General features: G+C 63.6%; 22 protein-coding genes and 1 pseudogene. 12 read left to right on the forward strand and 11 right to left on the reverse strand.

Translation table 11 applies throughout. The annotated features are described in order from the left end of the window. The first annotated feature begins 112 nt into the window (after positions 1 to 112). On the forward strand, positions 113 to 1,405 hold the full coding sequence (locus AK81_RS13835; RefSeq protein WP_043199805.1) for an NAD(P)/FAD-dependent oxidoreductase: 1,293 nt from the start codon (positions 113 to 115) through the stop codon (positions 1,403 to 1,405). Positions 1,406 to 1,550: 145 nt separating this feature from the next. On the opposite strand, the gene AK81_RS13840 is transcribed toward AK81_RS13835, so the two are convergent. Next, the gene (locus AK81_RS13840; protein ID WP_016502218.1) at positions 1,551 to 1,781 is read right to left on the reverse strand and encodes a DUF1127 domain-containing protein; all 231 of its coding nucleotides are present in this window, start codon (positions 1,779 to 1,781) and stop codon (positions 1,551 to 1,553) included. A 178-nt stretch (positions 1,782 to 1,959) separates the two neighbouring features. On the opposite strand from AK81_RS13840, the gene AK81_RS13845 reads away from it, so the two are divergent. Both AK81_RS13845 and AK81_RS13850 read left to right on the forward strand, forming a co-directional pair. Beyond that, entirely contained in the window at positions 1,960 to 3,390 is a 1,431-nt protein-coding gene (locus tag AK81_RS13845) for a PLP-dependent aminotransferase family protein (protein WP_162491975.1), read from the forward strand. 60 nt (positions 3,391 to 3,450) lie between these two features. Then, positions 3,451 to 5,004 carry a phospholipase D family protein gene (locus AK81_RS13850; protein ID WP_043199809.1) on the forward strand — a complete coding sequence of 518 codons (1,554 nt, stop codon included), beginning with the start codon at positions 3,451 to 3,453 and terminating at the stop codon, positions 5,002 to 5,004. Between the two features lie 130 nt (positions 5,005 to 5,134). Here AK81_RS13850 and AK81_RS13855 read toward each other — a convergent pair whose 3' ends face one another. Both AK81_RS13855 and AK81_RS13860 read right to left on the reverse strand, forming a co-directional pair. Beyond that, positions 5,135 to 6,274, reverse strand: a complete 1,140-nt coding sequence (locus tag AK81_RS13855; RefSeq protein ID WP_043199810.1) for an MFS transporter — start codon at positions 6,272 to 6,274, stop codon at positions 5,135 to 5,137. Positions 6,275 to 6,476: 202 nt separating this feature from the next. Then, positions 6,477 to 7,970, reverse strand: a complete 1,494-nt coding sequence (locus tag AK81_RS13860) for an aldehyde dehydrogenase (RefSeq protein WP_043199812.1) — start codon at positions 7,968 to 7,970, stop codon at positions 6,477 to 6,479. Between the two features lie 196 nt (positions 7,971 to 8,166). On the opposite strand from AK81_RS13860, the gene AK81_RS13865 reads away from it, so the two are divergent. Next, complete coding sequence (locus AK81_RS13865; protein WP_043199813.1) at positions 8,167 to 8,526, forward strand: cupin domain-containing protein; 360 nt, start codon at positions 8,167 to 8,169, stop codon at positions 8,524 to 8,526. Positions 8,527 to 8,597: 71 nt separating this feature from the next. On the opposite strand, the gene rpmG is transcribed toward AK81_RS13865, so the two are convergent. Both rpmG and rpmB read right to left on the reverse strand, forming a co-directional pair. Further along, complete coding sequence (gene rpmG, locus AK81_RS13870) at positions 8,598 to 8,753, reverse strand: 50S ribosomal protein L33 (RefSeq protein WP_003253507.1); 156 nt, start codon at positions 8,751 to 8,753, stop codon at positions 8,598 to 8,600. Positions 8,754 to 8,764: 11 nt separating this feature from the next. After that, positions 8,765 to 9,001, reverse strand: coding sequence for a 50S ribosomal protein L28 (gene rpmB, locus AK81_RS13875; protein ID WP_003253504.1), 237 nt, complete (start codon positions 8,999 to 9,001; stop codon positions 8,765 to 8,767). A gap of 361 nt (positions 9,002 to 9,362) precedes the next feature. Here rpmB and AK81_RS13880 point away from each other — a divergent pair, with 361 nt between their 5' ends. After that, positions 9,363 to 10,970 (forward strand): ABC transporter substrate-binding protein, encoded by a 1,608-nt coding sequence (locus tag AK81_RS13880; RefSeq protein ID WP_043199814.1) that lies wholly within the window; start codon positions 9,363 to 9,365, stop codon positions 10,968 to 10,970. A 122-nt stretch (positions 10,971 to 11,092) separates the two neighbouring features. Here AK81_RS13880 and radC read toward each other — a convergent pair whose 3' ends face one another. Beyond that, the gene (gene radC / locus AK81_RS13885; protein ID WP_043199815.1) at positions 11,093 to 11,773 is read right to left on the reverse strand and encodes a RadC family protein; all 681 of its coding nucleotides are present in this window, start codon (positions 11,771 to 11,773) and stop codon (positions 11,093 to 11,095) included. A gap of 128 nt (positions 11,774 to 11,901) precedes the next feature. Between radC and coaBC the strand changes: the two genes are divergently transcribed. The 4 genes and pseudogenes from coaBC to argB all read left to right on the forward strand — a co-directional run bounded on the left by coaBC (position 11,902) and on the right by argB (position 16,022). After that, positions 11,902 to 13,113 carry a bifunctional phosphopantothenoylcysteine decarboxylase/phosphopantothenate--cysteine ligase CoaBC gene (coaBC, locus tag AK81_RS13890; protein WP_016489816.1) on the forward strand — a complete coding sequence of 404 codons (1,212 nt, stop codon included), beginning with the start codon at positions 11,902 to 11,904 and terminating at the stop codon, positions 13,111 to 13,113. 5 nt (positions 13,114 to 13,118) lie between these two features. Next, on the forward strand, positions 13,119 to 13,574 hold the full coding sequence (dut, locus tag AK81_RS13895) for a dUTP diphosphatase (RefSeq protein WP_043199816.1): 456 nt from the start codon (positions 13,119 to 13,121) through the stop codon (positions 13,572 to 13,574). A gap of 144 nt (positions 13,575 to 13,718) precedes the next feature. Further along, positions 13,719 to 15,086 (forward strand): annotated as a pseudogene (locus AK81_RS13900) (phosphomannomutase/phosphoglucomutase); the annotation flags it as partial. A 30-nt stretch (positions 15,087 to 15,116) separates the two neighbouring features. Continuing rightward, entirely contained in the window at positions 15,117 to 16,022 is a 906-nt protein-coding gene (gene argB, locus AK81_RS13905; protein WP_004575216.1) for an acetylglutamate kinase, read from the forward strand. A gap of 178 nt (positions 16,023 to 16,200) precedes the next feature. On the opposite strand, the gene pyrE is transcribed toward argB, so the two are convergent. Beyond that, on the reverse strand, positions 16,201 to 16,842 hold the full coding sequence (gene pyrE / locus AK81_RS13910) for an orotate phosphoribosyltransferase (protein ID WP_003253405.1): 642 nt from the start codon (positions 16,840 to 16,842) through the stop codon (positions 16,201 to 16,203). An 80-nt stretch (positions 16,843 to 16,922) separates the two neighbouring features. On the opposite strand from pyrE, the gene AK81_RS13915 reads away from it, so the two are divergent. Beyond that, the gene (locus AK81_RS13915) at positions 16,923 to 17,702 is read left to right on the forward strand and encodes an exodeoxyribonuclease III (protein ID WP_003253401.1); all 780 of its coding nucleotides are present in this window, start codon (positions 16,923 to 16,925) and stop codon (positions 17,700 to 17,702) included. Between the two features lie 61 nt (positions 17,703 to 17,763). Here AK81_RS13915 and rph read toward each other — a convergent pair whose 3' ends face one another. Continuing rightward, entirely contained in the window at positions 17,764 to 18,486 is a 723-nt protein-coding gene (rph, locus tag AK81_RS13920) for a ribonuclease PH (protein WP_012274825.1), read from the reverse strand. 228 nt (positions 18,487 to 18,714) lie between these two features. On the opposite strand from rph, the gene AK81_RS13925 reads away from it, so the two are divergent. Both AK81_RS13925 and gmk read left to right on the forward strand, forming a co-directional pair. Beyond that, a complete protein-coding gene (locus AK81_RS13925) occupies positions 18,715 to 19,578 on the forward strand; it encodes a YicC/YloC family endoribonuclease (RefSeq protein ID WP_043199818.1) in 864 nt (287 codons plus the stop codon). A gap of 13 nt (positions 19,579 to 19,591) precedes the next feature. Beyond that, positions 19,592 to 20,212: a guanylate kinase gene (gene gmk / locus AK81_RS13930; protein WP_043199820.1), complete on the forward strand. Its 621-nt coding sequence runs from the start codon at positions 19,592 to 19,594 to the stop codon at positions 20,210 to 20,212. A 133-nt stretch (positions 20,213 to 20,345) separates the two neighbouring features. On the opposite strand, the gene AK81_RS13935 is transcribed toward gmk, so the two are convergent. From AK81_RS13935 to AK81_RS13945, 3 genes are all read right to left on the reverse strand, one after another. Then, a complete protein-coding gene (locus AK81_RS13935; RefSeq protein ID WP_043199822.1) occupies positions 20,346 to 21,887 on the reverse strand; it encodes an APC family permease in 1,542 nt (513 codons plus the stop codon). A gap of 112 nt (positions 21,888 to 21,999) precedes the next feature. Beyond that, on the reverse strand, positions 22,000 to 22,773 hold the full coding sequence (locus AK81_RS13940) for a gamma-glutamyl-gamma-aminobutyrate hydrolase family protein (protein WP_043199824.1): 774 nt from the start codon (positions 22,771 to 22,773) through the stop codon (positions 22,000 to 22,002). Between the two features lie 4 nt (positions 22,774 to 22,777). Next, the gene (locus AK81_RS13945) at positions 22,778 to 24,160 is read right to left on the reverse strand and encodes a glutamine synthetase family protein (protein ID WP_016502231.1); all 1,383 of its coding nucleotides are present in this window, start codon (positions 24,158 to 24,160) and stop codon (positions 22,778 to 22,780) included. Positions 24,161 to 24,222: the final 62 nt, after the last annotated feature.

Here is a 24,222-nt window from a genome sequence, read left to right on the forward strand (position 1 = left end):
CGACGCAAGGCCGCTCCTACAGGTGACCGCGTTGACCAGGCCAAGCGGTTGCCCACCCCAGAGCCCCGGCTTATCCTCCTCCCCTAGCCCACCAGCCCCCAGGAACGAGCCAATGATCCACAGCGCGCAGCACGCCGCCTCCTATTACGCCGCCAGCAGCGCGCCACACCCTGACTACTCCTTCCTGCAAGGCGAGCACAGCGCCGACGTATGCATCGTCGGCGGCGGCTACTCGGGCCTGAACACCGCCATCGAACTGGCCGAGCGCGGCTTCTCAGTCATCCTGCTGGAAGCGCGCAAACTGGGCTGGGGCGCCAGCGGGCGAAACGGCGGGCAGTTGATCCGCGGCGTCGGCCACGGCCTGGAACAGTTCCTGCCAGTAATTGGCGAGGAAGGCGTGCGCAGCATGAAACTGATGGGCCTGGAGGCCGTGCAGATCGTGCGCGAGCGGGTCGAGAAGCATGCCATCGCCTGTGACCTGACCTGGGGCTACTGCGACCTGGCCAACAAACCCGCCGAACTGCTGGGCTTTGCCGAAGACGCCGAAGAACTGCGCAGCCTGGGCTACGCGCATGAGCTGCGGCTGGTCGGCAAGGACGATATCCACAGCGTGGTCGGCGCGGACTGCTATGTGGGCGGGCTGGTCGACATGGGCTCCGGCCACCTGCACCCCCTCAACCTGGCCTTGGGTGAAGCGGCCGTGGCCAGCCGCCTGGGCGTGAAGCTGTTCGAGCAGTCCGAGGTCACCCGCATCGACTATGGCCCCGAAGTGCAGGTGCATACTGCCCAGGGCCGGGTACGCGCCAAGACCCTGGTGCTGTGCTGCAACGCCTACCTCAACGGCCTCAACCGCGAGCTGGGCGGCAAGGTGCTCCCGGCCGGCAGCTACATCATCGCCACCGAGCCGCTGGGCGAAGCGCGCGCCCGCGCATTGCTGCCGCAGAACATGGCGGTGTGTGACCAACGCGTTGCGCTGGATTACTACCGCCTGTCCGCCGATCACCGCCTGCTGTTCGGCGGTGCCTGCCACTATTCCGGCCGCGACCCGAAAGACATCGCCGCCTACATGCAGCCGAAGATGCTCAAGGTGTTCCCGCAGCTGGCCGACGTGCGCATCGACTACCAGTGGGGCGGCATGATCGGCATCGGTGCCAATCGCTTGCCGCAGGTTGGCCGCCTGGCTAGCCAGCCGAACGTGTATTACGCCCAGGCCTATTCAGGCCATGGGCTCAACGCCACCCACCTGGCCGCACGCCTGCTGGGCGAGGCCATCAGTGGCCAGGAAAGCGGGCGTTTCGATCTGTTCGCCAAAGTGCCGCATATCACCTTCCCCGGCGGCAAGCACCTGCGCTCGCCGCTGCTGGCGTTGGGGATGCTGTGGCACAGGCTCAAAGAACTGGCCTAAAAGTTCACACCGCCCTCCTTGTGGGAGCGGCCTTGTGTCGCGATAGGGCTGCGAAGCAGCCCCAGGGTTTCAGCGCAGATGCACAAATTGCTGGGGCCGCTTTGCGGCCCTTTCGCGACACAAGGCCGCTCCCACAACGATCGCATCAGTCTTTCCAGAAGGGTTTGCGCCCTTCTGTACGGGCCTGCTCCCAGCTCAGCCCGACATCGCGCAACTCGTCATCCGTCAGCTGCAACAGCGCCCTGCGGGTATGCCAGCGATGCAGCATCAGCCCCCAACGCCCAAGCCCTTCCGGCGCGTTGAATACCTTGGCCTGCTGCCCGGCTTCCAGTTCCCTGGCCATCAGTTGCAAGCGCACATCGCTCATGCCACCCATCACCGCACCCTCCCGTTCAGTTGATACCGTGGAGAAAGGATGCGCGTCGGCACCATCGACAATACAGATCCAATACAGCCTTATTATTCCCATACAGAATTGGCCAGCGGCCGACTGAATGCTGTATTTTCAGCCAAACTGTACCGGTCGCTATGCCAATGCAGCGCAGGAGTATGCCGTGACCCTCTACCTGAACCTGGCCGAACTGCTCGGTGCCCGTATCGAGCAAGGCCTTTATCGCCCCGGCCAGCGCCTGCCCTCGGTACGCGCCCTGAGCGTGGAACACGGGGTCAGCCTGAGTACGGTGCAGCAGGCCTATCGCATGCTGGAAGACAGCGGCATGGTCTCGCCCCGCCCCAAGTCGGGCTACTTCGTCAGCGACCATCGCCACTTACCCGCCCTGCCCGCGGTCAGCCGCCCGGCCCAGCGCCCTGTGGATATCTCGCAATGGGAGCAGGTGCTGGAGCTGATACGCAGCACGCCGCGCCAGGACGTGGTCCAGCTCGGTCGAGGCATGCCCGACATCAACAGCCCCACCCTCAAGCCGCTGCTGCGTAGCCTGGCGCAGTTGAGCCGGCGCCAGGACATGCCTGGCCTGTATTACGACAACATCCACGGCAACCTGGCCCTGCGTGAGCAGGTGGCCCGGCTGATGCTCGACTCCGGCTGCCGCCTGAGCCCGGCTGACCTGGTGGTGACCACCGGCTGCCACGAGGCGTTGTCGTGCAGCATTCGCGCGGTCTGCGAGCCAGGCGACATCGTCGCGGTCGACTCGCCCAGCTTCCACGGCGCCATGCAAACCCTGAAGGGCCTGGGCATGAAGGCGCTGGAAATCCCCACCGACCCGGTTACCGGCATCAGCCTGGAGGCGCTGGAGCTGGCCCTGGAGCAGTGGCCGATCAAGCTCATCCAGATCACCCCCAGCTGCAACAACCCGCTCGGCTACATCATGCCCGAGCCCCGTAAGAAGGCCCTCCTGAGCCTGGCCCAGCGCTACGACGTGGCGATTCTGGAAGACGATGTGTACGGCGACCTGGCCTTCACCTACCCGCGCCCGCGTACCCTCAAGTCGTTCGACGACGATGGCCGCGTGCTGTTCTGCAGCTCGTTTTCCAAGACCCTCGCCCCCGGCCTGCGGGTCGGCTGGGTGGCACCCGGGCGCTACCTGGAACGGGTGCTGCACATGAAGTACATCAGCACTGGCAGCAGCGCCAGCCAACCGCAGCTGGCCATTGCCGACTTCATTGCCGGCGGGCACTACCAGCCCCACGTGCGGCGCATGCGCAGCCAGTACCAGCGTGGCCGAGACCTGATGAGCGAATGGGTAACCCGCTACTTCCCGCCGGGTACCCGGGTCAGCCGCCCCCAGGGTGGCTTCATGCTGTGGGTGGAATTACCCGAACATTTCGACACGCTGCGCCTGAACCGGGCTTTACTGGAGCAGGGTGTACAGGTTGCCGTGGGCAGTATTTTCTCGGCCTCGGGCAAGTTTCGCCACTGCCTGCGCATGAACTTCGCCGCGCGGCCGACGCCGCAGATCGAGGCCGCCGTGCGCAAGGTCGGTGAAACCGCCCTTCGTCTACTGGATGAAGAAAGCGCCGACGCGTAACTTTGCGCCGCCCGCCACGGTCCAACTCCTTAAGCCCTTGCTGCACAGGACGATCCACCTTTGAGACTCCAGCGAGCCTTGCCTCTGTTGCTGGTGCTGCTGCTCGGCCTTGCCGGCTGTGCCAGCGTCGGCACGCCCCGTGAAACCAGCCAGGCGCTACCTGCCAACGACTCCGCCTTTGGCCGCTCGGTACTGCGCCAGGCAGCACCCTACGGCGGCCGCTCGGGTTTTCGCCTGCTGCCCAACAGCAATGAAGCGTTCCGCGCCCGTGCCGAACTGATCCGCAACGCCCAGGCCAGCATCGACCTGCAGTACTACATCGTCCACGACGGCCTCAGCACCCGCGCCCTGGTACATGAACTGCTGCGTGCCGCCGACCGCGGGGTGCGTGTGCGCATCCTGCTCGACGACACCACCAGCGACGGCCTGGACACCATCATGGGCACCCTCGATGCCCACCCCAACATCCAGATCCGTGTGTTCAACCCGCTGCACCTGGGCCGCAGCACGGGCGTAACGCGCGCCATGGGCCGGCTGTTCAACCTGTCGCGCCAGCACCGGCGCATGCACAACAAGCTGTTCCTGGTGGACAACAGCATGGCGATTGTCGGCGGGCGTAACCTGGGCGACGAGTATTTCGATGCCGAGCCCAACCTCAACTTCACCGACATCGACCTGCTGGGCGTAGGCCCGGTGGCCGAGCAGCTGGGGCACAGCTTCGACCAGTACTGGAACAGCGCCCTCAGCCGGCCGATCACCGACTTCCTCTGGCATGACCCGGATGCCAACGACCTGCGGGCCAGCCGCCACCGCCTGGAAGTGTCCCTGGCCGAGGCGCGTACCCAGCGCAAAGCCCTGTATGACCGTTTGATGGCCTATCAGGCGCAACCGCGACTGGATGTGTGGCGCAACGAGCTGATCTGGGCGCACGCCCAAGCGCTATGGGATGCCCCAAGCAAGGTGTTGGCCGACGACGAACCGGACCCGCAACTGCTGCTGAGCCAGCAACTGGCGCCTGACCTGGCCAACGTGCACCGCGAGCTCATTCTGGCATCGGCCTACTTTGTGCCGGGTGAACCGGGGCTGCTGTACCTGACCGGCCGCGCCGACGCCGGCGTTTCGGTGAAGCTGCTGACCAACTCGCTGGAAGCCACCGACGTGCCGGCGGTGCATGGCGGCTATGCGCCCTATCGCCGGGCGTTGCTTGAGCACGGGGTGGAGCTTTACGAGCTTCGCCGCCAGCCAGGCGACCCCAGTGCGGGGCGGTTGAGCTTCCGTGGCAGTTCGGATTCGAGCCTGCACACCAAGGCGATCGTGTTCGACCGGCGCAAGACCTTCATCGGCTCGTTCAACTTCGACCCGCGCTCGGTGTTGTGGAACACCGAGGTCGGGGTGCTGGTGGACAGCCCGGAGCTGGCGGAGTACACCCGCGAGCTGGCCCAGCAGGGTATGGCACCTGCGTTGAGTTACCAGGTGAAGTTGGCGGGGGGCAAGCTGGTGTGGGCGACCGAGGACAATGGCCAGCGGCATGTGCTGACGTCTGAACCGGGTGGGGTGTGGCGGCGGTTCAATGCGTGGATCAGCAAGGCGGTTGGCTTGGAGAAGATGTTGTAGCCGCTATTTTTTGGGGCTGCTTTGCAGCCCATCGCGACGCAAGGCCGCTCCCACAAAGGTACGGCGTACACCGATCAATGTGGGAGCGGCCTTGTGTCGCGAAAGGGCCGCAAAGCGGCCCCGAAATACTTCAGGCTGACACAGCCTCGAAAGCCCCGCGCCGCTGGGTCAACACCACCAGCCCGGCAGCCCCGGCGGCCATCAGGAACAGCAACGCATGCCCGCTGATCCACTGGCTCCCGGCCCCCGCCAGTAACGGCCCAAGCAGGCAACCAATACCCCACAGCTGCGCCACATGAGCGTTGGCCCGAACCAGCGCATCATCCCGGTAGCGCTCGCCAATCAGCACCAGCGACAAGGTGAACAAGCCCCCTGCACTGGCCCCGAACAACACCCACAACGGCCAGATCAGCGGCGTATGCAGCATCAGCGGGATCGCCAGGCTGGACATCAGCAGCGTTACCGCGCAGCCGGTGAACAGGGTGCGCCGCGACATATGGTCGGCCAGCGCGCCAATTGGCAATTGCAGTACTGCATCACCCACCACCACCGTACTGACCATGAACAGGGCGATCTCGGTGGTAAAGCCCTGCTGCAGGCAATACACCGGCAGCAAGGTCAGGATCATCGCCTCGAACGAAGCGAACAGGGCAATGGCCCAGGCGATCACCGGCAAACGCCGGCAGAACGCGAACAGGTCGCGGAAGGTAACGTTGCAGGCTTCCGTGCTCGGTGCGCCGCCACGCCCCATCAGGATCAGCGGCGCGATCAGCAGCAGGCCCGTGGCGGCCCAGAAACCAAAGTCGTCATCGGAGCCGAGGAAGCCCAGCACCAAAGGCCCGGCCAGCTGGCTCAGGGCGTAGCTGCTGCCGTACAGCGCCACCAGGCGGCCACGCCATTGCTCGACCACCAGTTGGTTGATCCAGCTTTCGCCGAGGATGAACACCACGGTCAGGGACATGCCGATCATCAGCCGCAGCAGCAGCCACAACGGGTAGCTGGGCAGCAGGGCGAGCAGGCCGATCGACAACGCCCCACCCCACAGGCACAGGCGCATCGCCGAAGGTACGCCAACCCAGCCTGCCAGGCGGCTGGCCAGGCTGGCACCCGCCAGTACGCCCAGCGCCGGCATCGCCGCCATCACGCCGATGGCAAAGCTGCCGTAGCCCCAGGCCTCAAGGCGCAGGGACACCAGCGGCATGCTCACGCCGAGGGCCAGCCCGACGCTAAGCACCGATGCCAGTACGGCGAAGTAGGTACCCCAACGCATTGCAGCCTCCCAGGCAGAATTCTTGAACAGCAAAAACGACGAAGCCGGGTCAGCGTGAACCGACCCGGCTATTGTTGGGGCTGCTGTGCAGCCCATCGCCGGCAAGCCGGGCTCCCACAGGGACAGCACATTGCTCTAGGTTTGCACTGTACCTGTGGGAGCGGGCATGCCCGCGAATGGGCCGCAAAGCGGCCCCCTGGAATTACAGCTTGATCCAGGTCGCCTTCAGCTCGGTGTATTTCTCCAGCGCATGCAGCGACTTGTCACGGCCGTTGCCCGACTGCTTGAAGCCACCGAACGGTGCGGTCATGTCGCCGCCGTCGTACTGGTTCACCCAGACGCTGCCAGCGCGCACGGCACGGGCGGTCTTGTGGGCCTTGGAAATGTCCGACGTCCAGATGCCAGCCGCCAGGCCGTAGGGCGTGTCGTTGGCAATGGCGATGGCTTCTTCGGCAGTGTCGAAGGCGATCACCGACAGCACTGGGCCGAAGATTTCTTCCTGGGCAATGCGCATGGCGTTGGTCACGCCGTCGAAGATGGTCGGCTCGACGTAGGTGCCGCCAGTCTCTTCCAGGGTGCGCTTGCCGCCGGCCAGCAGTTTGGCGCCGTCCTGGTGGCCCGCTTCGATGTACGACAGCACGGTGTTCATCTGCTGGGTGTCGACCAGGGCACCGACGGTGGTAGCCGGATCCAGCGGGTTGCCTGGCTTCCAGCCTTTCAGGGCCTCGACCACCATCGGCAGGAATTTGTCCTTGATCGAACGCTCGACCAGCAGGCGCGAGCCTGCGGTGCACACTTCGCCCTGGTTGAAGGCGATGGCGCTGGCAGCGGCCTCGGCGGCAGCTTGCAGGTCCGGCGCGTCGGCGAAGACGATGTTCGGGCTCTTGCCACCGGCTTCCAGCCAGATGCGCTTCATGTTCGATTCGCCCGCGTACACCATCAACTGCTTGGCGATCTTGGTCGAACCTGTGAACACCAAAGTGTCGACGTCCATGTGCAGTGCCAAGGCCTTGCCCACGGTGTGGCCGTAGCCTGGCAGCACGTTCAGCACGCCAGCCGGGATACCGGCTTCGATCGCCAGTTGGGCGATGCGGATGGCGGTCAGTGGCGATTTTTCGGACGGCTTGAGCACTACCGAGTTACCGGTGGCCAGCGCCGGGCCGAGCTTCCAGCAGGCCATCAGCAGCGGGAAGTTCCACGGGACGATGGCACCGACCACACCCACGGCTTCGCGGGTAACCAGGCCAAGCTGGTCGTGCGGGGTCGGGGCGACTTCGTCGTAGACCTTGTCGATGGCTTCGGCAGTCCAGTGAATGGCCTGGGCCGCACCCGGGATGTCGATGCTGGAGGAGTCGCCAATCGGCTTGCCCATGTCCAGGGTTTCCAGCAGCGCCAGCTCTTCGACGTTCTTGCGCAGCAGGTCGGCGAAGCGGATCAGCTTGGCCTTGCGCTTGGCCGGGGCCAGTTGCGACCACACACCGGAATTGAAGGTGGCGCGGGCGTTTTCTACAGCGCGGTTGGCATCGGCCAGGTCGCAGCTGGCAACCTTGGCCAGGAAGCGTCCGTCGACCGGGCTCAGGCACTCGAAGGTTTCACCGGATGCGGCATCGGTGTATTCGCCGTTGATGAAGGCACGGCCTTCGATCTTCAGTTGCTGGGCACGTTGTTCCCAGTCCGCACGGGTCAGGGTAGTCATACGAAACTCCTCCTCTTGTTTAGGTGCAACGCCGCACTGAGGACTCACAGGCGTTGTCAGAATTCTGGCCGGGCGACGAGCGCACACTGGCAAGCGATACCCTAAACCAGCCGGTGTAAACTATCAATATATTTGACACGAAAGGCTCAAAAGCCTACTGATGTTCATTTTATTAAACAAAAACAGGAGCCGCACCATGAGAATCGACAGCATCATCGACTTCGCGCAGATCATCACCGAGGCCGAACGCTACCGCCCGGCGGCGGAAAAAATCCTCAAGGGCGAGCCAGACCAAGCGGTCTATAACCACTACTCCAGCCCTTGCGGGCAGTTTGCCGCAGGCGTGTGGGAAGGTGAGGTGGGGCAGTGGACGGTGAACTACACCGAGCACGAGTACTGCGAGATCGTCCATGGTGTTTCGGTGCTGCGCGACCAGGAGGGCGATGCCAAGACCCTGCGTGCCGGTGATCGGTTTGTTATCCCGGCCGGGTTCACCGGCACCTGGGAGGTGCTGGAGCCTTGCCGCAAGATCTATGTGATGTTCGAGCAGAAATGATCTGACGCCCGTGCAGCCATAAAAAAACCCGCGTCCTTTCGGATGCGGGTTTTTTTCAGGTCGCCGATCAATTACTTGATCTTGGCTTCCTTGTACACCACGTGCTTGCGAACAACCGGATCATATTTCTTGATCTCGATTTTGTCCGGGGTGGTGCGCTTGTTCTTGTCGGTGGTGTAGAAGTGGCCGGTACCGGCACTCGAAACCAGACGGATCAATTCACGCATGATGTTCTCCCTTAAACCTTGGCGCCAGCTTTACGGATGTCAACCAGAACGGCGTCGATGCCGCGCTTGTCGATGATACGCATGCCCTTGGCGGAAACGCGCAGACGCACGAAACGCTTCTCGGATTCAACCCAGAAACGGTGGTGCTGCAGGTTCGGCAGGAAACGACGACGGGTTTTGTTGTTTGCGTGGGAAATGTTGTTCCCGGTTACTGGACCCTTACCAGTAACTTGACAGACTCTCGACATGACTCAGCCCTCTAAAACCACATGCCCAACCCGGCATGGGTTGGCCGCTTAATCTCTCAGTCTTTGGCGCCAGGGCGCCGTGATTCTGGAGGTCTTATCGACCGGATCCGCTTATGCGACAGGCCGAGCCCCTAGAAAAGAGCGCTGCTTTATACCAGAAAGACTTGCCTGCAACAACAGTAGATACACATTGCCGCAAGCCAGAACGCGCCGGGCCAGCATAGCGGCAGGCCCCGCCAGCCGTCGACCGCTCGTCGCCAGATTTGTAAAAAAGGATGTGGTCATTTGCCGGCGGGCACACTAGGGTAGGCCTTTTCCAGACTGCACTGGCAGATGGGCCACCGACAGCCAAGGAGCCACCATGCGTGCTGCCGCCCTTTCCTTATTGTTCAACTCTCTGTTCGCCGCCGGCGCCCTGTTCGCTGCCGGCGCAGCCCAGGCCGCGCCGCTGAGCGTTTGCAGCGAAGCCAGCCCCGAAGGCTTCGACGTGGTGCAGTACAACTCGCTGACCACCACCAACGCCACGGCTGACGTGCTGATGAACCGCCTGGTGGAGTTCGACGCGGCGCAAGGCAAGGTGGTGCCGAGCCTGGCAGCCAGCTGGACGGTGTCGGCCGACGGCCTGGTGTATGAGTTCACCCTGCGCGATGGCGTGAAATTCCACACCACCCCCTATTTCAAGCCAGGCCGCGAGCTGAACGCCGACGATGTGCTGTTCAGCTTCCAGCGCATGCTCTACCCCGCCCATGCCTGGCACAAGACCGCAGCGGGTGGCTACCCGCATGCCCAGTCGCTGCAACTGGGCAGCCTGATCAAGGCAATCGAGGCCCCGGCGCCGAACACCGTGCGCTTTACCCTCAGCCACCCGGACGCCACGTTCCTGGCCACGCTGAGCATGGGCTTCGCCTCGATCTACTCCGCCGAATATGCCGACAAGCTGCTGAAGGCCGGCACGCCCGAAAAGCTCAACAACCAGCCTATCGGCACCGGCCCGTTCGTCTTCCAGCGTTTCCAGAAGGACGCCGTGGTGCGTTACCGCGCCAACCCTGACTACTTTGCCGGCAAGCCTGCGGTCGACCCGCTGATCTTCGCCATCACCACCGATGCCAACGTGCGCCTGCAGAAGCTCAAGCGTGGCGAATGCCAGGTGGCCCTGTCGCCCAAGCCGCTGGACATTGCCGAGGCAGGCAAGGACGGCAACCTCAAGGTGGCGACCACCCCGGCCTTCATGACCGCCTTCGTCGCCATCAACAGCCAGCACCCGCCACTGGACAAGCCGGAAGTGCGCCAGGCTATCAACCTGGCGTTCGACAAACAGGCCTACCTCAAGGCCGTGTTCGAAGGCTCCGCAGTGGCCGCCAACGGCCCCTACCCGCCCAGCACCTGGAGCTATGCCAAGGACCTGCCCGGCTACCCGCTGGACCTGAAAAAAGCCAAGGCCCTGCTGACCAAGGCCGGCCTGGGCGATGGCTTCAGCACCACCATCTGGACCCGCCCGTCGGGCAGCCTGCTCAACCCCAACCCCAGCCTTGGCGCGCAGATGCTGCAGGCCGACCTGGCCAAGATCGGGGTAAAGGCCGAGATCCGCGTGATCGAATGGGGCGAGCTGATCCGCCGCGCCAAGGCCGGCGAGCATGACCTGCTGTTCATGGGCTGGGCGGGCGACAACGGCGACCCGGACAACTTCCTCAGCCCGCAGTTTTCCTGTGCTGCGGTCGAGTCGGGGACCAACTTTGCGCGCTTCTGCGACAACCGCCTGGACCAGCTGATCAGCGCCGGACGCACCACCAACGACCAGAGTGTGCGCAGCCGGCTGTACCAGCAGGCGCAGACGCTGATCCAGCAACAGGCGCTGTGGGTACCGCTGGCGCATCCGAAGGCGGCGACCCTGCTGCGCAAAGGCGTCGAGGGGTACCAGGTAAGCCCGTTCGGGCGGCTGGATTTCAGCAAGGTGTCGGTGACCCCGTAAACCTGCACCGGCCTCTTCGCGGGCTTGCCCGCTCCCACAGGTATCGCACCCACCTTGAGGGATGTGCAATACCTGTGGGAGCGGGCAAGCCCGCGAAGGGGCCGGTGCAGGCAGTACAAAACCTAAGCCACAATCCACCCCTGCTCCAGCATCGATAACGGTTCTCCATCGCCGATGATGATGTGGTCCAGCACCCGCACATCGATCAATGCCAACCCCCGCTTCAGCGACAAGGTCAGGTGCACATCGTCCTGGCTGGGCTCGTTGTTGCCCGAAGGGTGGTTGTGACACAGGATCAACGCCGCCGCGTTGTGCAGCAATGCCCGCCGCACCACCTCCCGCGGGTAGACACTCGCCCGGTCTATCGTGCCCCTGAACAAAATTTCAAACGCCAACGGCCTGTGCTTGGTATCGAGAAACAGGCACCCGAACACCTCACTGGCCTCATGTCGCAGCATCGCCTTCAAATAGCGCCGCACCGTTTCCGGGCTGTCCATGGCAGATTCCCGCTCAATCGACGTTGCAAGGTGCCTGCGCCCAATCTCCAGCAGCGCCTGCAACTGGCTGTACCTCACCGGGCCCAGCCCAAGCTCGCCAACGAAGGCCTCGCGGTCGGCCTCAAGCAACCGGCGCAAGCTTCCGAACTTCACCAGCAGGCCTCGCGACAACTCCACGACATTCCGCCCGCGCACACCTGAACCGAGAAATACCGCCAGCAACTCCGTATCGGTCAGGCTTCCAGCCCCGCGCAGCAGCAACTTCTCCCGTGGCCTTTCTTCAGCCGGCCATTCCCTGATATTCATCCCCGCCCCCTGCCCTTGCTGCGGCCCATTTCGACCCTGTGTTAATCTATTTCGCCTCGTACATGCGACGTACTGCCGCAGGCAATTTCAAACGTCGCCGCCCGCTCTCACTGGAAAAAGGCAAGCCTATGCAGCGGCTGTATCGCAAGCGCATCGTTCTCGGCGTAGGTGGCGGCATTGCCGCCTACAAAAGCGCCGAGCTGATTCGCCGACTCCTGGAGCACGGCGCGCAAGTGCGCGTCGTCATGACCCGTGGTGGTGCCGAGTTCATCACCCCGCTGACCCTGCAAGCGCTGTCGGGCCACCCGGTGCACATGGACCTGCTTGACCCTGCCGCCGAAGCGGCCATGGGCCATATCGAACTGGCCAAGTGGGCCGACCTGGTGCTGATCGCCCCGGCCACGGCCGACCTCATGGCGCGCATGGCCCAAGGCATGGCCGACGACCTGCTCACCACCCTGGTGCTGGCCACCGACGCGACCGTTGCCGTCGCCCCGGCGATGAACCAGGCCATGTGGCGCGACCCGGCTACCCAGGCCAACCTCGAACTGCTCAAGAGCCGTGGCATCCAGGTGTTCGGCCCGGCGTCCGGCAGCCAAGCCTGTGGCGACGTGGGCCTGGGCCGCATGCTCGAAGCCACCGACCTGGCCTGGTGCGCCGCAGAAAGCTTCAAGCGCCAGGCGCTGACCGGCAAGCACGTGCTGATCACCGCCGGCCCGACCCAGGAAAACATCGACCCGGTGCGCTACATCACCAATCATAGCTCCGGCAAGATGGGCTTCGCCCTGGCCGAAGCAGCTGCCGAGGCCGGGGCTCGGGTCACCCTCGTCACCGGCCCTGTGCACCTGCCAACCCCCGACCGGGTCAGCCGCATCGACGTGGTCAGCGCGCGGGACATGCTCGCGGCCTGTGAAGCAGCCATGCCGTGCGACCTGTTCATCGCCTCGGCGGCGGTTGCGGACTACCGCCCGGAAGTCGTTGCCACGCAAAAACTGAAGAAAGATCCTACGACTGGCGACGGCATGCTGCTGCAGATGGTGCGCAATCCCGATATCCTTGCCACCATTGCTGGCCGCAGCGACCGCCCGTTCAGCGTCGGCTTCGCCGCCGAAACCGAACACCTGCTCGATTACGCCACGCGCAAGCTCAAGGACAAAAACCTCGACCTGATCGTCGCCAATGATGTGGCCAACCCCAGCATCGGCTTCAACAGCGAAGAAAACGCCTTGACCGTGATCGACCGCCAGCAGCACCAGACCCTCTTCGCGCAGACCAGCAAGGGCAAGATCGCCCGGCAACTGGTCGCCTTCATCGCCGATCGGCTCAATCAGGTTCAATAAGTTACATGCACGCTCTTCAAGCCAAGATCCTCGACCCACGCCTGGGTACCGAATTCCCCCTGCCGACCTACGCCACCCCCGGCTCCGCCGGCCTGGACCTGCGCGCCCTGCTCAAGGAGGACACCGTCCTCGAGCCAGGCCAGACCCTGCTGATCCCTACCGGCCTGTCGATCTACATCGGCGACCCGGGCCTGGCAGCGATGATCCTGCCGCGCTCGGGCCTGGGCCATAAGCACGGCATCGTGCTGGGCAACCTGGTCGGCCTGATCGACTCGGACTACCAGGGCGAGCTGATGGTGTCGTGCTGGAACCGTGGCAACACGCCGTTCACCATCGCTGTGGGCGAACGTATCGCCCAGCTGGTACTGGTCCCGGTGGTACAGGCCCATTTCGACATCGTCGAAGCCTTCGATGAAAGCCAGCGTGGCGCTGGCGGCTTCGGTCACTCCGGCAGCCACTGAGCCGGCAAATGACCGTTCAGGCCAAGGATGGCGAACTCTCTGGCGAAAGCACCGTCCAAGCGTTCAGTTTGCGCCTGCCCAGAAAGCCTTTGACTATTGGAGCTTCCAGAGATGAACGACATGGCCCACCTGGTCCCCGCCGCACTACCAGACAGCATTTTCCGCGCGTATGACATTCGCGGCGTGGTCGGCAAAACCCTCCATGCCGATACCGCCTACTGGATCGGCCGCGCCATCGGCGCGCAGAGCCTGGCCCAGGGTGAACCGCAGGTTTCTGTAGGCCGCGATGGCCGCCTGTCGGGCCCGATGCTGGTCGAACAGCTGATCAAGGGCCTGGTCGATGCCGGTTGCCAGGTCAGCGACGTCGGCCTGGTGCCCACCCCGGCGCTGTACTACGCGGCCAACGTGCTGGCCGGCAAGTCGGGCGTGATGCTGACCGGCAGCCACAACCCGTCGGACTACAACGGTTTCAAGATCGTCATCGCCGGCGACACCCTGGCCAACGAACAAATCCAGGCCCTGCTGACCCGCCTGAAAACCAACGACCTGACCTTGGCCGAAGGCCGCGTGGAAAAAGTCGAGATCCTGGACCGCTATTTCCAGCAGATCGTCGGCGACGTGAAACTGGCGAAAAAACTCAAAGTGGTGGTGGACTGCGGCAACGGCGCCGCCGGCGTGGTCGCGCCGCAGCTGATCGAAGCCCTGGGCTGCGAAGTGATCCCGCTGTTCTGCGAGGTCGACGGCAACTTCCCCAACCACCACCCGGACCCGGGCAAGCCGGAAAACCTCGAAGACCTGATCGCCAAGGTCAAGGAAACCGGCGCCGATATCGGCCTGGCCTTCGACGGTGACGGCGACCGCGTCGGCGTGGTGACCAACACCGGCAGCATCGTCTACCCCGACCGCCTGCTGATGCTGTTTGCCCAGGACGTGCTGGCACGCAACCCGGGCGCCGAGATCATCTTCGACGTCAAATGCACCCGTCGCCTGACCCCGCTGATCGAACAGCTAGGCGGCCGCGCGCTGATGTGGAAGACCGGCCATTCGTTGATCAAGAAGAAGATGAAACAGACCGGCTCGCTGCTGGCCGGCGAAATGAGCGGTCACATCTTCATCAAGGAACGCTGGTACGGTTTTGACGACGGTATCTACAGCGCCGCGCGCCTGCTGGAGATCCTCAGCAAGGCCGGGCAAAGCGCCGAAAACCTGTTTGCCGCCTTCCCGAACGATATTTCCACGCCGGAAATCAATATTGATGTGACCGACGAGGGTAAATTCAGCATCATTGATGCACTGCAACGCGACGCCGACTGGGGCGAAGCCAACCTGACCACCATCGACGGTGTACGGGTCGACTACCCCCACGGCTGGGGCCTGGTTCGCGCCTCCAACACCACCCCGGTGCTGGTGCTGCGCTTCGAGGCCGACAGCGACGCCGAGTTGCAACGTATCAAGGATGTATTCCGTACCCAGTTGCTGCGGGTTGAGCCTGAGCTGCAACTGCCGTTCTGACCGACTATCTGTTCCTTACAGGAGCCCTGCATGACCCTCGATCGCGATGCCGCTTCCCATGTAGCCGAGGTTTTGTCCGAAGCACTGCCTTACATCCGCCGCTTTGTCGGCAAGACCCTGGTGATCAAGTACGGCGGCAACGCGATGGAAAGCGAGGAGCTGAAAACAGGCTTCGCCCGTGACATCGTGCTGATGAAAGCTGTGGGCATCAACCCGGTGGTGGTCCACGGTGGTGGCCCGCAGATCGGCGACCTGCTCAAGCGCCTGTCGATCGAAAGCCACTTCATCGACGGCATGCGCGTCACCGACTCGGCGACCATGGACGTGGTGGAGATGGTGCTGGGTGGCCAGGTCAACAAGGACATCGTCAACCTGATCAACCGCCACGGCGGCAGCGCCATCGGCCTGACCGGCAAGGACGCGGAGCTGATCCGCGCCCGCAAGCTGACCGTCAGCCGCCAGACGCCCGAGATGACCACCCCGGAAATCATCGACATCGGCCACGTGGGCGAAGTGGTGAGCGTGAACACCGACCTGCTGAACATGCTGGTGAAGGGTGACTTCATCCCGGTGATCGCGCCGATCGGCGTGGGCGCCAACGGTGAGTCGTACAACATCAACGCCGACCTGGTTGCAGGCAAGGTGGCCGAGGCGCTGAAAGCCGAGAAGCTGATGCTGCTGACCAACATCGCCGGCCTGATGGACAAGCAGGGCCAGGTACTGACCGGCCTGACCACCGAGCAGGTCAACGAACTGATCGCCGACGGCACCATCTACGGCGGCATGCTGCCGAAGATCAAGTGCGCACTGGATGCGGTGCAGGGCGGCGTGAACAGCTCGCACATCATCGACGGCCGCGTGCCGAACGCGGTGCTGCTGGAAATCTTCACCGACAGCGGCGTGGGCACCCTGATTACCAATCGCAAGCCACGCTGATTGGTGAGTTAGCCTGCCCCGGCCTCTTCGCGGGTGAACCCGCTCCCACAGGGATAGCACCGCCTTTGATGGCTGTGGAGATCCTGTGGGAGCGGGTTTACCCGCGAAGAGGCCGGAGCAGGCGACACAAAAAAGGCGACCCTCATGAAGGGTCGCCTTTTTCTTTACCCGGCCAGGATCAGATCCCGTACTGCGCCCGGTAAGCCTCGACAGCCGGCAGATGCTGCTTGAGCTGCGGGTCATCGGCCAGGAACTCCAGCACCTGGGTCAGCGAAACGATGCTGACCACCGGGATACCGAAGTCGCGTTCCACTTCCTGGATCGCCGACAGCTCGCCATTGCCGCGCTCTTCGCGGTTCAGCGCGATCAGCACTCCAGCGGCCTTGGCCTGCTGGGCGTTGATGATCTGCATGACCTCGCGGATAGCGGTACCAGCGGTGATCACGTCGTCGATGATCAGCACATCACCGGCCAGCGGCGCGCCGACCAGGCTGCCGCCTTCGCCGTGGTCCTTGGCTTCCTTGCGGTTGAAGCACCATGGCACGTCGAGCTGATGCTGATCGGCAAGGGCCACGGCAGTGGTCGCCGCCAGCGGGATACCCTTGTAGGCCGGGCCGAACAGCACGTCGAACGGGATCTTGCTGTCGACGATGGCTGCGGCATAGCACCGCCCCAGCTCGGCCAATGCAGAACCGGTGTTGAACAGGCCGGCATTGAAGAAATACGGGCTGGTACGCCCCGATTTCAGGGTGAATTCACCGAAACGCAGTACCCCGCGATCGATGGCAAAACGGATAAAGTCGCGCTGATACGGCTGCATGAATAGTCCCGGACACCACGGATTTAGCTAAATGGGTTGAGCTCGGGTATCATACACGCACGAGATTTTTGGGGCCATTTATGCGGATCATCAGTGTGAACGTAAATGGCATTCAGGCTGCGGCCGAGCGTGGTTTGCTCAGCTGGCTACAAGCCCAGAATGCCGACGTCATCTGCCTTCAGGATACCCGCGCCTCGGCCTTTGAACTCGATGACCCAGCTTTCCAGCTCGATGGCTATTTCCTTTATGCCTGCGACGCGGAGGTGCCTGCCCAAGGTGGTGTGGCCCTTTACTCGCGCATGCAGCCCAAGGCAGTCATCACCGGCCTGGGCTTCGAGACAGCCGACCGTTACGGGCGTTACCTGCAAGCAGATTTCGACAAAGTCAGTATTGCCAGCCTGCTGCTGCCTTCGGGCATGAACGGCGACGAAGACTTGAACCAGAAATTCAAGTTGATGGACGACTTCGCCAAGTACCTGGACAAACAGCGTCGCAAGCGTCGCGAATACATCTACTGCGGCTCGTTCTACGTGGCGCAGCAGAAGCTCGACATCAAGAACTGGCGTGACAGCCAGCAGTCGCCGGGTTTCCTGGCGCCGGAACGCGCCTGGATGGATGCGATTACCGGCGAGATGGGTTACGTCGATGCACTGCGCGAAGTCAGCCGTGAAGGCGACCAGTACAGCTGGTGGCCGGACAACGAGCAGGCCGAGATGCTCAATCTGGGCTACCGGTTCGACTACCAGATCCTCACGCCGGGCCTGCGCCGCTTTGTGCGCAACGCCCGCCTGCCGCGTCAGCCGCGCTTCTCCCAGCATGCGCCGCTGATCGTGGACTACGACTGGACGTTGACCATCTGAGTGCTGTTCAGACACGAAAAAGCCGACATCGATGTCGGCTTTTTCGCATCTACAGGAACAGTCAGTCAGCCAGAGCGGCCTGCTGCAGTTCGAAGATCTCGTTCATGCCTTTTTGCGCCAGCGCCAGCATGGCGTTGAAGTCTTCCGGCTGGAACGGCGCGCCTTCGGCGGTGCCCTGCACTTCGATGAAGCCACCGGCGCTGGTCATTACCACGTTCAGGTCGGTTTCGGCAGCGGAGTCTTCCGGGTAGTCCAGGTCGAGCACGGCTTCGCCCTGGTACATGCCCACCGACACGGCAGCGATCATGTGCTTGAGCGGGTTGCCGGCCTTCAGGCCACCGCGCTTCTTGATCACCGCCAAGGCGTCGCACAGGGCAACCATGGCACCGGTGATGGACGCGGTACGGGTGCCGCCATCGGCCTGGATCACGTCGCAGTCGACATACAGGGTGATGTCACCCAGCTTGCTCATGTCCAGCGCAGCGCGCAGCGAACGGCCGATCAGGCGCTGGATTTCGAGGGTGCGGCCACCCTGCTTGCCACGGCTGGCTTCGCGCTGGTTACGCTCACCGGTGGAGCGCGGCAGCATGCCGTACTCGGCGGTCAGCCAACCTTGGCCCTGGCCTTTGAGGAAGCGCGGCACACCGTTTTCCACGCTGACCGTGCAAATGACCTTGGTGTCACCGAACTCGACCAGTACCGACCCTTCGGCGTGCTTGGTGTAGTTGCGGGTGATGCGGATCGAGCGGAGCTGATCGGCGGCGCGACCACTTGGACGTTTCATCTGGGATACCTGTACTGGGACTTTGAATCTGCCGAGCATTATAGAGCCCGCAGCGCGGGGAAGACATGCCTATTGTCGCGCCCGACACAGCCCGTCGCCTTTTCCTGCTGCCATGGCCACCCCTCTGTAACATGGGTGGATTGGGCGCCGAGGCCCCACTGCGCTACAATCCTGCGCCTTGCAGCCGAGAGGCTCCCACCGTTCATTCATCTACGCGAGGTACTCCCCATGGTGCACAGCATGACCGCTTTTGCTCGTGTCGAGCGCGCCGGCAGCCAAGGCACCCTGATCTGGGAGCTGCGTTCGGTCAACCACCGTTACCTGGAACCCCACCTGCGCCTGCCCGAAGCCCTGCGCGATCTCGAAGGCGCCGTGCGTGAAGGCCTGCGCCAGGGCCTTTCGCGGGGCAAGGTGGAATGCACCCTGCGCCTCAATGAGGACAGCAACGGCAAGCCGCTGAAGGTAGACCGCGAGCGCGCCGCACAGCTGGTCGCAGCCGCCGAGGAAGTGGCCGGCCTGATCAAGCAGCCGGCACCGCTGAACCCGCTCGAAGTACTGTCGTGGCCGGGCGTGCTGGTGGCCGACACCAGCGACCCACAGGCGCTGAACGCCGAAGCCATGGCCCTGTTTGATGAAGCACTGGCCGAACTCAAGGCCGGTCGCCAGCGCGAAGGCCAGGAACTGGCCCGGCTGATCAACGAACGCCTGGACAACATGGCCAGCGAAGTCACCACCCTGCGCGCCCTGGTGCCGCAAATGCTGGCAGCGCAGCGGCAGAAGATTCTCGACCGTTTCGGCGACATGCAGGCCGAACTCGACCCGCAGCGCCTGGAGCAGGAGATGGTGCTGCTGGCCCAGAAAAGCGACGTGGCCGAGGAACTCGACCGCCTCAGCACCCACGTCACCGAAGTGCGCCGGGTGCTCAAGGGTGGCGGCGCCGCCGGCCGGCGCCTGGACTTCCTGATGCAGGAACTCAACCGCGAAGCCAACACCCTCGGCTCCAAGGCCTTCGACCCACGCAGTACGCAAGCGGCGGTCAACCTGAAGGTATTGATCGAACAGATGCGTGAACAAGTACAGAACATCGAGTAAGGCCAACCCGACCATGAACCACAGCAGCGGCACCCTCTACATCGTTTCGGCCCCTTCGGGCGCCGGCAAGACCAGCCTGGTAACGGCCCTGACCAAGGACGACCAGCAAATTCGCGTCTCGGTCTCGCACACCACCCGCGCCATGCGCCCGGGCGAGGAACACGGGGTGAACTACCACTTCGTGGTCCACGAAGAGTTCAAGGCGCTGATCCAGCAAGGCGACTTCCTGGAGCATGCCGAAGTGTTCGGCAACTTCTACGGCACCTCGCGCAGTGCGCTGCAGCAGACCCTGGATCAGGGCTATGACCTGATCCTGGAGATCGACTGGCAAGGCGCCCAGCAGGTGCGCAAGCTGATGCCGCAGGCGTTGTCGGTGTTCATCCTGCCGCCAAGCCAGGAAGCGCTTCGTCAGCGCCTGGACGGCCGCGGGCAGGACAGCGAAGAGATCATCGCCGGGCGCATGAAGGAAGCGGTCAGCGAGATGGTGCACTACGACGAGTATGACTACCTGATCATCAATGATGATTTCGACGTGGCGCTGGACGACTTGAAGGCGGTGTTCCGCTCGAACCGGCTGGTGCTGAAGAAGCAGCAACAGCGTCATGCGGCGCTGCTGAAGCAAATGATCGGCTGAGAAACGATTGGGGGCTGCTTTGCAGCCCTTCGCGGGCACGCCCGCTCCCACAGGTTAGTCACAGCCCTGAGGCTTGTGCTGTACCTGTGGGAGCGGGCGTGCCCGCGAAGGGCCGCAGAGCGGCCCCAATTATTTATTCCTGCAAAGGCAGGGTAGCCTGCTGACGCAGGGTAGCGCCCAGGAAATACGCCGGCGCCCGCATGCGCGACAGCATCATCAGCCCGATGCCAAGCACCGAGATGATCGCGGCAATCACGAACACCAGCCCCAGCCCACCCACATGCGAGCCACTGCCGAAGTCCGGCGAGGCGCTGTCGATGGCGGTCCGCGCGAAGATCACCGACAGGATCACCCCACCCACCAGCGGGCACATGCCGCGCATGATGAAATGGCGCAGGCTGCTGAACAGGCTGTCGCGGAAGTACCAGACACAAGCGAACGCGGTCAGCGAATAGTAGAAGCAGATCATCATGCCCAGCGCGGTGATGGTATCCGCCAACACGTTCTCGCTCAGGGTACGCATGGTCACGTAGAACAGGCCTGCCGCCACGCCGGCGCAAATGGTGGCGTAGCGCGGGGTTTGCGAGCGCGGGCAGACGCTGGCGAACTTCTGCGGTACCGCACCGTAGTAACCCATGGCCAACAGGGTGCGCGCCGGCGCCACGAAGGTGGACTGCAGCGACGCCGCGGTGCTGGCCAGCACGGCGATGGACATCAGGATTGCCAGCGGCCCCATGACCGGGCCAGCCAGGTGGGCGAAGACGTTCTCCTGGATGCGTGGGTTGTTCAGGCCCAGCCCCGTTTCGCTGACACCGGCAAACTGCAGGGTGGCGATGGCGGTGAACAGGTACAGGCCCAGGATCAACATCACGGTCAAGGTGGCGGCCTTGCCCGGCACCTCTTCGCTGCCCACCGACTCTTCGCTGACGGTCAGGCACGTGTCCCAACCCCAGAAAATGAAGATCGACAACGACAGCCCGGCGGCAAAGGCCGAGAACGACTCGACACCGAACGGGTTGAACCAGGCGAAATCGAACGCCAGCGGTGGCGGCGCAGTGGTGCCGCCGAAGGCGGCGAAGGCAAAGCCGATCAGCACCAGCAACTGCAGGGCCACCAGGCCGTACTGCACCGTCATGGTGGTGGCGATGCCTCGACAGCAGATCCACACGGCCAGGCCGATGAACACGCAACAGGTGCTGATGTTGATCAACAGGTTGTCGGCCAACGCTGCCAGCTCATGCTTGCCGGTGATCTGGCCAAGGAACAGGTAGAAGAAGTCGACCGCCACCCCCGCCAGGTTCGACAGCACGATGGTGGTGGCGACCACCAGCCCCCAGCCGCCAATCCAGCCGATCATCGGGCCGAAGGCACGCGCCGACCAGGTAAACGAAGTACCGCTGTCCGGTTCCGCCGAGTTCAGTTCGCGGTAGCCCAGGGCCACCAGCAGCATCGGCAGGAAGCCGACGATGAACACGGCGGGCAGGTGGGCACCCACCTCACGCACGGTCGGGCCAAGGGCGCCCGTCAGGGTGTAGACCGGGGCGATGGTGGAAATGCCCAGCACCACGCTGGCCAGCAGGCCCAGGCGGCCTTTGGCCAAGCCCTTGCCGCGTTGGGTGTTGCCCGCGTCGGCCGCCACATCGGGTGGGCGGCCGGCTTCTGTATAATTGCTCATGAGTATTTGCCGTAAATTTTGGAATTGTTTTCGCAGGCCTTGCGCACAAGGCCTGCTTTCACTCATTGAAAGCTTGCTGCCGGGAACAATCATCCGAGACCTTCGGCTGACGTCAGAATGCCTCCTGCCGTGCGCCCTCCCGTGCTGCGTAGGCAATGCAGGCCTCGCGAAACGCCTGGAACAGGCGCAGCGAGACCGGGTTTTCGGTGAAGCGCCACTCCGGGTGCCACTGCACGCCAAGCACAAAGCCCGGCGCCGCAGGCATGGACACCGCTTCGATCAGGCCATCCGGGGCCCGTGCCTCGACACGCAGGCCAGGGGCTAGGCGGTCGATGCCCTGGCTGTGCAGCGAGTTGACCTCGAACTGCGCCGCCAGGCCCAGGCGCTCGAACAACCCGCCTGGCTCGATGCCGACAGGGTGACGAGGGCCGTATTGCACCTCCAGGGGTGCGTCCTCAGGTTCGCGGTGGTCAAGGTACCCGGGCATTTCCTGCACGCGCTGGTGCAGGCTGCCGCCAAGCGCCACATTCAGTTCCTGGTAGCCACGGCAGATGCAGAAAACCGGCACGCCGGCGGCGATCGCTGCCTGCAGCAGCGGCAGGGTCAGGCGATCGCGCGCCAGATCGTGCCGGGTACCGGCTACGCTAGGGGCGCCATTGTAATGATGCGGTTCGATATTTGAAGGCGAGCCGGTAAAAACAATGCCGTGCAGCCGGGCCAGCAGCGCCTGCGGGTCGCTGCCCCCGTCTCGGGCCGGCAGGATCAGCGGCAAACCGGCAAAGCCGGCCGCCTCGACATACTTGTCGCCTACTGTATGCGACGAGTTCTTCCCCACCTGCTGGCGGCAGGCGCTGACACCGATCAGGGGGACCGCATTTGCGCTCATGGGCTTACACCGTGTGCAGGTACCAGTTGTACTCAAGGTCGGAAATCGACACTTCGAACTCGGCCAGCTCGCTTTCCTTGCAGGCCACGAAGATATCGATGTAGTCCGGGCTGATGTATTGGTTGAGCACTTCGCTGTCGTCCAGCGCGCGCAGGGCATCACGCAGGTTGTTCGGCAGGCTCTGTTCCAGCTGCTCGTAGGAGTTGCCCTCGATCGGGGCATCCGGCTCGACCTTGTTGGTCAGGCCGTGATGCACGCCGGCAAGGATGGCCGCGAGCATCAGGTACGGGTTGGCGTCGGCGCCGGCCACGCGGTGCTCCAGGCGCACGTTTTCGCTGCTGTCGGTAGGCACGCGCACGGCCACGGTGCGGTTGTCCAGGCCCCAGCTCGGTGCATTGGGCACGTAGAACTGCGCGCCGAAGCGGCGGTAGGAGTTGATGTTCGGGCAGAGGAAGGCCATCGACGCCGGCATGGTTTCCAGCACACCACCAATGGCGTGGCGCAGCGTGTCGCTTTGCAGCGGGTCATCGCTCGAGAAGATGTTCTTGCCGGTTTTCTTGTCCAGCAACGAGATGTGCACGTGCAGGCCGTTGCCTGCCTGGCCCGGGTAGGGCTTGGCCATGAAGGTGGTGTCCATCTCATGGTCGTAGGCAACGTTCTTGATCAGCCGCTTGAGCAGGATCGCGTAGTCGCAGGCCTTCAGCGGGTCGGCCACGTGGTGCAGGTTCACCTCGAACTGCGCCGGGGCGCTTTCCTTGACGATGGCATCGGCCGGCAGGCCCTGCTCCTTGGCCGCTTCGAGCATGTCCTGCAGGCAGTCGGCGTATTCGTCGAGGTCGTCAATCAGGTACACCTGGGTCGACTGCGGACGCTTGCCGGAAATGGGCGAGCGCGGCGGCTGCGGGCGGCCGTTGAGGTTGTCCTGATCGATCAGGTAGAACTCCAGCTCGAACGCCGCGCAAATGGTGAGGCCCAGATCGTCGAACTTGCTCACCACCTGACGCAGCACTTCACGCGGATCGGCGAAGAACGGCGCGCCTTCGATCTCGTGCATGGTCATCAGCAGCTGGGCGGTGGGGCGCTTCTGCCACGGCTCATCCGACAGCGTGCCGGGGATCGGGAAGCAGATGCGGTCGGCATCGCCGATGTCCAGGCCCAGGCCGGTGCTCTCTACCGTGGAACCGTTGATGTCCAGGGCGAACAGCGAAGCCGGCAGGTTGATGCCTTTCTCGTACACCTTGTGCAGGCTGGCCCGCTCGATGCGCTTGCCACGTACCACGCCATTCATGTCGGAAATCAGCAGGTCGACGTACTGCGTTTCCGGATGGGCCTGGAGGAAGTCATTCATCTCGCTGGAAGAACTGGCGCACGGGGTTACCGACGTCATGGTGTACATCCTTTGATGTGCTGCGGCGATGTGGGGATACGGCTGGCGCCTCACGGGCGACG

Origin of the sequence: Pseudomonas putida W15Oct28 (assembly GCF_000708715.2) — a bacterium.
Taxonomy (GTDB): domain Bacteria; phylum Pseudomonadota; class Gammaproteobacteria; order Pseudomonadales; family Pseudomonadaceae; genus Aquipseudomonas; species Aquipseudomonas putida_R.

Excerpts from the sequence above, each read along its gene's own strand:
- AK81_RS13855 (WP_043199810.1), bottom strand. The coding sequence starts at position 6,274 with ATGCGTTGGGGTACCTACTTCGCCGTACTGGCATCGGTGCTTAGCGTC.
- AK81_RS13940 (WP_043199824.1), bottom strand. The coding sequence starts at position 22,773 with ATGAGCGCAAATGCGGTCCCCCTGATCGGTGTCAGCGCCTGCCGCCAG.
- argB (WP_004575216.1), top strand. The coding sequence starts at position 15,117 with ATGACCCTCGATCGCGATGCCGCTTCCCATGTAGCCGAGGTTTTGTCC.
- AK81_RS13840 (WP_016502218.1), bottom strand. The coding sequence starts at position 1,781 with ATGGGTGGCATGAGCGATGTGCGCTTGCAACTGATGGCCAGGGAACTG.
- pyrE (WP_003253405.1), bottom strand. The coding sequence starts at position 16,842 with ATGCAGCCGTATCAGCGCGACTTTATCCGTTTTGCCATCGATCGCGGG.
- coaBC (WP_016489816.1), top strand. The coding sequence starts at position 11,902 with ATGCAGCGGCTGTATCGCAAGCGCATCGTTCTCGGCGTAGGTGGCGGC.
- AK81_RS13925 (WP_043199818.1), top strand. The coding sequence starts at position 18,715 with ATGGTGCACAGCATGACCGCTTTTGCTCGTGTCGAGCGCGCCGGCAGC.
- AK81_RS13915 (WP_003253401.1), top strand. The coding sequence starts at position 16,923 with ATGCGGATCATCAGTGTGAACGTAAATGGCATTCAGGCTGCGGCCGAG.
- AK81_RS13945 (WP_016502231.1), bottom strand. The coding sequence starts at position 24,160 with ATGACGTCGGTAACCCCGTGCGCCAGTTCTTCCAGCGAGATGAATGAC.
- AK81_RS13865 (WP_043199813.1), top strand. The coding sequence starts at position 8,167 with ATGAGAATCGACAGCATCATCGACTTCGCGCAGATCATCACCGAGGCC.
- AK81_RS13935 (WP_043199822.1), bottom strand. The coding sequence starts at position 21,887 with ATGAGCAATTATACAGAAGCCGGCCGCCCACCCGATGTGGCGGCCGAC.
- rph (WP_012274825.1), bottom strand. The coding sequence starts at position 18,486 with ATGAAACGTCCAAGTGGTCGCGCCGCCGATCAGCTCCGCTCGATCCGC.
- radC (WP_043199815.1), bottom strand. The coding sequence starts at position 11,773 with ATGAATATCAGGGAATGGCCGGCTGAAGAAAGGCCACGGGAGAAGTTG.
- AK81_RS13860 (WP_043199812.1), bottom strand. The coding sequence starts at position 7,970 with ATGACTACCCTGACCCGTGCGGACTGGGAACAACGTGCCCAGCAACTG.
- AK81_RS13880 (WP_043199814.1), top strand. The coding sequence starts at position 9,363 with ATGCGTGCTGCCGCCCTTTCCTTATTGTTCAACTCTCTGTTCGCCGCC.
- gmk (WP_043199820.1), top strand. The coding sequence starts at position 19,592 with ATGAACCACAGCAGCGGCACCCTCTACATCGTTTCGGCCCCTTCGGGC.
- dut (WP_043199816.1), top strand. The coding sequence starts at position 13,119 with ATGCACGCTCTTCAAGCCAAGATCCTCGACCCACGCCTGGGTACCGAA.
- rpmB (WP_003253504.1), bottom strand. The coding sequence starts at position 9,001 with ATGTCGAGAGTCTGTCAAGTTACTGGTAAGGGTCCAGTAACCGGGAAC.
- rpmG (WP_003253507.1), bottom strand. The coding sequence starts at position 8,753 with ATGCGTGAATTGATCCGTCTGGTTTCGAGTGCCGGTACCGGCCACTTC.
- AK81_RS13835 (WP_043199805.1), top strand. The coding sequence starts at position 113 with ATGATCCACAGCGCGCAGCACGCCGCCTCCTATTACGCCGCCAGCAGC.